Genomic DNA, 6,686 nt, shown 5'->3' on the forward strand with positions numbered 1-6,686 from the left:
CTGAATGCCGATCACTGAAAACGTCTCCGCCAACGACCGCACCTATCCCGCGCCGAGCACCTGCGCGATCGCAATCTGCCTTGACGGCTGCGAACCGGAATATCTGGATGTCGCCATCGCCGAAGGCCTGATGCCGACGCTGAAACGCATCCGCGCAACGGGAACGGACCGCCTGGCGCACTCGGTGATTCCGTCCTTCACCAACCCGAATAACCTCTCCATCGCCACAGGCCGCCCGCCCAGTGTACATGGTATCTGCGGCAACTTCCTCTACGACCCGGACACCGGCGAAGAAGTGATGATGAACGACGTTCGCTTCCTGCGCGCGCCGACGATCTTCTCGAAATTCTACGAAGCTGGCGCCCGCGTCGCCATGGTCACCGCCAAGGACAAGCTGCGCGCCCTGCTCGGGTCGGGGCTCAAGTTCGACGAGGATCGCGCCATCGCCTTCTCGTCCGAGCGTTCGGGCGAAACGACGAAAGCCGAGCATGGCATCGACAACGCCAGCGAATGGCTCGGCATGCCCGTCCCCGAAGTCTATTCAGCCGACCTGTCCGAATTCGTCTTCGCCGCTGGCGTCAAACTGCTGCGCGAATGGAAGCCCGACATCATGTACCTGTCCACGACCGACTACATCCAGCACAAGTTCGCCCCTGACGAGCATGGCGCAAAGGACTTCTACGCCATGTTCGACCGGTACCTTGCCGAACTCGACGCGATGGGCGCAGCCATCGTCGTCACCGCTGATCATGGCATGAAGCCGAAGCACAAGGCCGATGGCAGCCCCGCCGTAATCTACGTGCAGGACCTCATGGATGACTGGCTGGGCAAAGCCGCTGCCCGCGTGATCCTGCCCATCACCGACCCCTACGTTGTCCATCACGGCGCGCTCGGCTCCTTCGCCACCGCCTACCTGCCCGAGGGCGCAGACCGCGCCGACATCGTCGCACGTCTCAAAGCCCTGCCCGAAATGATGGAGGTCACTACGAAAGAGGAAGCCGTCAAGAAATACGAGCTCCCTGCCGACCGGATCGGCGACGTGGTGATGATTTCGACCGAGAACATGACGATTGGGACCTCGGCCCATCGCCATGACCTTGCGGCGCTGAAAGAGCCTCTCCGCAGCCACGGCGGCCTGACCGAACAGGAGGTTCCCTTCATCGTGAACCGCGTCCTCGACATGCCCGGCGCCCCTGCCCTCCGCAATTTCGACGCGTTCTTCTACGCCTGCACCGCCGCCGCGCTCGAGGAGGTCTCCGCATGAACAAGCCCGACACAGCCATCCGCCACGAAGCCATGCGCATCGGCGGCGAAAAGGTCACGACCAAGGATGTGATCGAGGTTCGCTATCCCTACACCGACGAGGTGATCGGAACCGTTCCCGCCGGCGACGCCAGCCATGCGGCCCGCGCATTCGAGATCGCAGCGAACTATCAGCCCAAGCTGACCCGCTACGAGCGCCAGCAGATCCTGTTCCGTGCTGCCGAACTAATCCGCGAGCGCCGTGAGGAAATCGCCCACTGGCTCACCCTCGAACTGGGCATATGCAAACAGCATTCGCTCTATGAGACCGGGCGCAGCTATGACGTCTTCACGCTCGCCGGACAGCTGGCCATCCTCGACGACGGCCAGATCTTCTCCTGCGACCTGACCCCCCACGGCAAGGCGCGAAAGATCTACACGATGCGCGAGCCCGTCCGAGCAATCAGCGCCATCACGCCGTTCAACCACCCGCTGAACATGGTTGCCCACAAGATCGCTCCGGCGATCGCCACCAACAACTGTGTCGTCTGCAAACCCACCGAGCAGACTCCGCTGACCGCGATCACGCTGGCCGACATCCTTTACGAAGCGGGCCTGCCCCCCGAGATGTTCCAGATCGTCACCGGCTGGCCGAAGGACATCGGCGACGCAATGATCACCGATCCCAACATCGACATCATCACCTTTACCGGCGGGGTCCCGGTCGGCAAGATGATCGCCGAGAAGGCGGGCTACAAGCGCACCGCGCTCGAACTGGGCGGCAACGATCCTCTGATCATCCTGAACGATCTCACCGGCGCCGACCTCGACAAGGCAGCCACCATTGCCGTGGCCGGCGCCACAGGCAATTCCGGCCAGCGCTGCACCGCGGTCAAGCGCATCCTGGTGCAGGAAAGCGTCGCGGATGCAATCGTCCCGCTCATCCTCGAAAAGGCCAAGGCCATCCGCTTTGGCGATCCGATGGACCCGGACACGCAACTCGGCTGCGTGATCAACGCACAGGCCGCCGAGATCTTCGAGCGCCGCGTTTACGACGCCGAGAAGCAGGGGGCCAAAGTGCTCTACGATCCGGGCCGCAAAGGAGCGCTCCTGCCGCCCATCGTCGTGGACCACGTGCCCCACGGCAGCGAACTCGTGATGGAGGAAACCTTCGGCCCCATCGTCCCGATCGTCCGCGTGCCGGATGATGATGCCGAGGTAATGAAGATCTCCAACTCCACCGCCTTCGGCCTCTCCTCCGGCGTCTGCACCAATTCGTTCCCGCGTGCGCAGGCCTACATCACCGGGCTGAACGTCGGTACGGTGAACATCTGGGAACAGCCCGGTTACCGGATCGAGATGTCTCCCTTCGGCGGTATCAAGGACAGTGGCAACGGCGTGAAGGAAGGCGTTCTCGAAGCGATGAAATTCTTTACCAACGTCAAAACCTATTCGCTGCCGTGGCCATGAGGCGCCATACTGAAGGCGAAGCAAACACCTCTGCCGCGCGGGCCGAATGGTCCGCGCGCGAGACCGACGACAGAACGCGCTCGCTCCTGGATCGGGACGCAAACGCCTTCCTGCACCAGTCGCTCTCCTCACCCTGTGCATCGACCATCGCAAAGGCCGAAGGCATCTGGATCCAGGACACCGCGGGCCGCCGGTACATGGATTTCCACGGCAACTCGGTTCACCATATCGGCTACGGCCATCCCCGACTGATAAAGGCGATCAAGGACCAGCTCGACACCCTGCCCTTCTCGCCCCGCCGGTTCACCAACGAGGTCTCCGTCGAGCTGGCCGAACGTCTCGGGCATCTCGCCCCGTGGCCCGCAAAGGTGCTCTTCACCACCGGCGGTTCCGACGCGGTCGAAGTAGCGATGAAGATCGCCCGCGCCGCCACCGGACGCTTCAAGACATTGTCCTTCTGGGACAGCTTTCATGGCGCCGGCTTCGGTGCATCATCGGTCGGGGGAGAGGCCACGTTCCGAAGCCAGATCGCCGGGCCGCTCCTGCCAGGCGCGGAGCACGTGGCTCCATTCAACTGCACGAACTGCGCCTACGGCCATCCGGGCCCCGAGACCTGTGGCCTGGCTTGCGCGAAAATGGCTGATTTCGTCCTCAACCGTGAAGGTGATTTTGCCGCGGTCATAGGCGAGCCGATGCGTGCCGTGCCCGTCGTCCCGCCTGCTGGTTACTGGCAACAGGTCGCCGTCAGCGCAACGGCTCACGGCACGCTTCTCATTATGGACGAGATCCCGACCGGCCTTGGCAAGACCGGCCGTTTCTTCGCCCATGACCATGACGACGTGACGCCAGACATCATCGTCATCGGCAAGGCATTGGGCGGCGGCACGCTGCCCATCGCCGCGGTACTTGCACGCGCGGATCTCGACGTGGCGGGCGATTTCGCTATTGGCCACTACACCCACGAAAAGAACCCGGTCACGGCACGCGCCGCGCTGACAACGCTCGACATCATCCGTGACGAGGGCTTGACGGAACGCGCGGAGCGATTGGGCACGAACGCAATGGACCGGCTTCGCCAAAGTGTCGGCCAGCTTCAACGGGTCGGCGACATCCGAGGCCGCGGACTGATGTTCGGCGTCAGCATACTTGCGGATCACGCCGACACGATGCCCGATCCCGACAGGGCCGAGAAGATTCTCTATGCCTGCATGGCCGCCGGTCTGTCCTTCAAGATCAGCGCCGGAAACGTCCTAACGCTGTCCCCGCCCCTGACGATCCCGGAGCCAGATCTCGACCGCGCGCTGACCATCGTGGAAACAGCCATCCGCGAGGCGGCATGAAGATCGTCCGCACAGACGCGGAACTGCACCTTCCCACTCTCGATGACCTGCTCATCGACGAAGGACACGAGCTGATCCTCTTGCCGGATGGTATTGCAGAAGACGACCTGATCCGGGTCTGCCATGACGCCGACATACTGATGATGTGCTACACGCCGATAACCCGGCGTGTCATCGAGGCAGCACCGCGTCTTCGAGGCATCGTGAAGTATGGAGTGGGCATCGACGCCATCGACATCCCCGCCGCCAAGAAGAACGGCGTCATCGTCGTCAACGTTCCCGAATACGCCGAAAACACAGTCGCCGAAGGCGCGTTCACCCTGATGCTGGCGCTCCTGCGCAAACTGCCGGCGCTCACCGCCGCGATGCGCACCGACGGCTGGACATGGCCCGAACCCCGTTGGCTTGGCCGCGACCTCTCGGGCCTCACGGTAGGCCTCGTCGGACTTGGCCGGATAGGACACAGCATGGCCCGGATGTGCGGCAGGGGATTTGGTGCGAATGTGATCGCCCATGATCCGCATCAGCCGGACAGCACATTTCAAGCCGCCGGTGCCGAGCGTGTGGCACTCGGCGACCTGCTGAAGCGCGCCGACGTCGTCTCGCTCCACACCGTTCTGACCGAGGAGACCCGGCACCTCATCGGCGCGAACGAACTCGCGCTCATGCGCTCCGACGCAATCCTCGTCAACGTCTCACGCGGCCCGCTCATCGATGAATCCGCCCTGATCTCCGCCTTGGATGAAGGCTGGATCGCGGGAGCGGGTCTCGACGTTTTCGAACGTGAACCCCTGTCCAGGGACCATCCACTCCAGAACCGCGACAACGTCATCCTGCTGCCGCATCTCACCTTCTGGACGCATCAGGCAATGGCGCGGCTGGAAGAAGACACCCTGGCACGGCTTCGGGAACTGATCGAGAATCGCCCGGTCACGATCCGATCGAAGGATCCCCGCCTTCAGGGTCAGAAGGGCGCAAGTTATTCGTGAGGCAAAGAGCCTATTTCCGGAATATCCGGGTCGATCGGAACATCTCCTCCAGCGACTCGATCCGGTCTCTCGCCTTGTCCCATCGGCGCGTCTGAACTTCGGCGATCAGGGCCTCGACGATCAAGTTGATCGCAATCGTCGAATCCCAGCTCGAAGGCACCTCGACCATCGCGTTCACGACGTGGTCGGCAATCTTGGAAATCGGTGACCCCCACTGGTCGGTGAACAGAACGATCACCGCACCGCGCTCCTTGGCCAGCGTCGCCAGCCGCGCAAGATCCGCCTCGTAGCGCCGGATATCGAAGACGACCAGCACAGTCTTCGGACCCATGTCCAGCAGGTATTGCGGCCAGACGTTCGGCGATTGCGAAAGCAACGTGACGCCGGATCGAATGATCTGAAGATGGTTGAAGAAATAATCCGCGTTGGACCGGGTGATCCGTCCGCCGCACATCACGATCTGCCGCTTGGGATCAGCCAGGCACTTCGCGATGGCGTCGAACGTCTTCGGGTCCAGCCGCTCGATGGTGTGGTTCAGATTGTCGAATACCGCCTCGGCGAACCCCCGAAAGGCGGGAGAATCCTTGCGCCCTTCCGGCCAACCCTCGCGCTTGAGGATCGGCTGCTTGATCTGTGCGCTGGCCTCGTCCCTCAAGGCCGCCTGCATTTCCGGAAAGCCATCGTATCCCAGCTTGCGCGCCAGCCGGATCACCGTAGGCGTCGAAACGCCCGCCGCATCCGCCAGCTTGGTGATCGATTGCAACCCGGCAACCGGATAATCGCGCATGAGGATGTCCGACAGCAGCCTCTCGGCCGGTGTCAGGTCGGCCGTCTTGTCCTGGATTCGGTCCTTGACGATCGCAGGCCGTTTCAAACTTGTGCCACCTTTTGAAGCATTCGTTACATCGTACACCGAAACCGTAGCGACGTCTACGAAACATTCTTGACAGGGCGGAGTCCCCCGTAACTAATACTACTTGTGACCGACATGCTGCCAAATCAGATTCTCTCCGTTGACGACGGCCCTGCCGCTGAGGTTGTGAACCCGAAAGGCAGCGCTCCGGTTTGCCTTGTCTGCGAGCATGCCAGCGCCGCCATTCCATCCTCCCTTGGCGACCTGGGGCTCGCGGACAGCGACCGCTACAGCCATGCAGTGTGGGACATCGGCGCCGAGGCGCTGGCCCGGGAGTTGTCCAGCAGACTCGACGCGCCGCTGGTCCTCGCCCGCGTTTCGCGCCTTGTCTACGACTGCAACCGCCCGCCGGAACGCGAAGACGCGATGCCTTCGCGCACGGAGACGATAGAAATCCCCGGTAACCGCGATCTCACCCCCGATGCCCGGGCGATCCGCACGCGTGAAGTCTACGATGTCTTCCACGCAACGCTTGATGCCGCACTCGATGGCTTCGCATCCGCACCGGCGCTCGTGACCATCCATTCCTTCACGCCCCAATGGTTCGGCCAGCCGCGGCGAACGGAACTCGGCCTCCTCCACGACGCAGATCCTGCTCTGGCGCGCGCAATGCTGGCTTTCGCGGATCCCGGCTTCAGAACCGAACTCAATCAGCCCTATTCCGCAGCCGATGGCGTCACCCACACGCTGGCGAGACATGCCACGGCGCGCGGACTGCGCAATGTCATGATC

At 62.8% G+C, this 6,686-nt stretch carries 6 protein-coding genes; 5 read left to right on the forward strand and 1 reads right to left on the reverse strand.

The features are described 5' to 3' along the window. Nucleotides 1-4: 4 nt before the first annotated feature. From phnA to ACKLNI_RS02185, 4 genes are read left to right on the forward strand one after another with little or no spacing between them, the layout of a single operon-like run. The gene (gene phnA, locus ACKLNI_RS02170; RefSeq protein WP_413717351.1) at nt 5-1,264 is read left to right on the forward strand and encodes a phosphonoacetate hydrolase; all 1,260 of its coding nucleotides are present in this window, start codon (nt 5-7) and stop codon (nt 1,262-1,264) included. After that, nucleotides 1,261-2,712, forward strand: coding sequence for a phosphonoacetaldehyde dehydrogenase (gene phnY, locus ACKLNI_RS02175; RefSeq protein ID WP_413717352.1), 1,452 nt, complete (start codon nt 1,261-1,263; stop codon nt 2,710-2,712). Before phnA ends, phnY begins: the two co-directional genes overlap by 4 nt. Next, nucleotides 2,709-4,052 carry a (R)-1-hydroxy-2-aminoethylphosphonate ammonia-lyase gene (pbfA, locus tag ACKLNI_RS02180; protein WP_413717353.1) on the forward strand — a complete coding sequence of 448 codons (1,344 nt, stop codon included), beginning with the start codon at nt 2,709-2,711 and terminating at the stop codon, nt 4,050-4,052. The genes phnY and pbfA overlap by 4 nt, the downstream gene beginning before the upstream one ends. Continuing rightward, nucleotides 4,049-5,041: a 2-hydroxyacid dehydrogenase gene (locus ACKLNI_RS02185; protein ID WP_413717354.1), complete on the forward strand. Its 993-nt coding sequence runs from the start codon at nt 4,049-4,051 to the stop codon at nt 5,039-5,041. Before pbfA ends, ACKLNI_RS02185 begins: the two co-directional genes overlap by 4 nt. Before the next feature lie 10 nt (nt 5,042-5,051). Here the strand turns inward: ACKLNI_RS02185 and ACKLNI_RS02190 are convergent, their stop codons facing one another. Beyond that, complete coding sequence (locus ACKLNI_RS02190; RefSeq protein ID WP_413717355.1) at nt 5,052-5,915, reverse strand: MurR/RpiR family transcriptional regulator; 864 nt, start codon at nt 5,913-5,915, stop codon at nt 5,052-5,054. Between the two features lie 114 nt (nt 5,916-6,029). Here ACKLNI_RS02190 and ACKLNI_RS02195 point away from each other — a divergent pair. Continuing rightward, a partial coding sequence (locus tag ACKLNI_RS02195) for an N-formylglutamate amidohydrolase (RefSeq protein ID WP_413717357.1) occupies nt 6,030-6,686 on the forward strand: 657 nt, incomplete at its 3' end.

The sequence above is a fragment of the Silicimonas lutimaris genome, assembly GCF_047314965.1.
GTDB lineage: Bacteria > Pseudomonadota > Alphaproteobacteria > Rhodobacterales > Rhodobacteraceae > JAVJUV01.